Below are 425 nucleotides of genomic sequence, written 5' to 3' on the forward strand. Positions count from 1 at the left end.
CAAAAATTACCGCATACCAAAAATGCCACGCGGCACGAATCCCTCTTTAACGCTTTGTTATGTTTAAGCTTCAAGGGCTTACGTTTTACCAAAACCAAGATTAACTCAGCGTTGACTCACAAACAAAAGCCAAGACCTAAAAAACTGAAATCACTCATAGATTTGAAAAACAGACTTCGAGTTTTGGCAATTCAAGCCCAAACACTTGTGGTCAAAATACCGATTAAGCCAGTCGCACCTACTTCACGCTTACTCGAAAATTGACTGAGGCAACACTCAGAGTTTTCAGCACCAAAAAATAAATGTCCGGAAAACAGCGCCAAACGAAGCCAACTTGCCGACGAGCACAAAACCAACAAGCCGAGGGAGCAAAGAAAAGATGCAATCAACTGATTTGACGTGATTAAACATAACGCCGCGTTAAG

General features: G+C 41.9%; 1 pseudogene. It reads right to left on the reverse strand.

Annotated features, from left to right (window positions below):
* Nucleotides 1–98: pseudogene (locus UF06_RS27440) on the reverse strand (DUF3265 domain-containing protein); the annotation flags it as partial.
* Nucleotides 99–425 lie beyond the last annotated feature (327 nt).

It is taken from the genome of Vibrio sp. S234-5, assembly GCF_000960595.1.
In the GTDB taxonomy this organism is placed as follows: domain Bacteria; phylum Pseudomonadota; class Gammaproteobacteria; order Enterobacterales; family Vibrionaceae; genus Vibrio.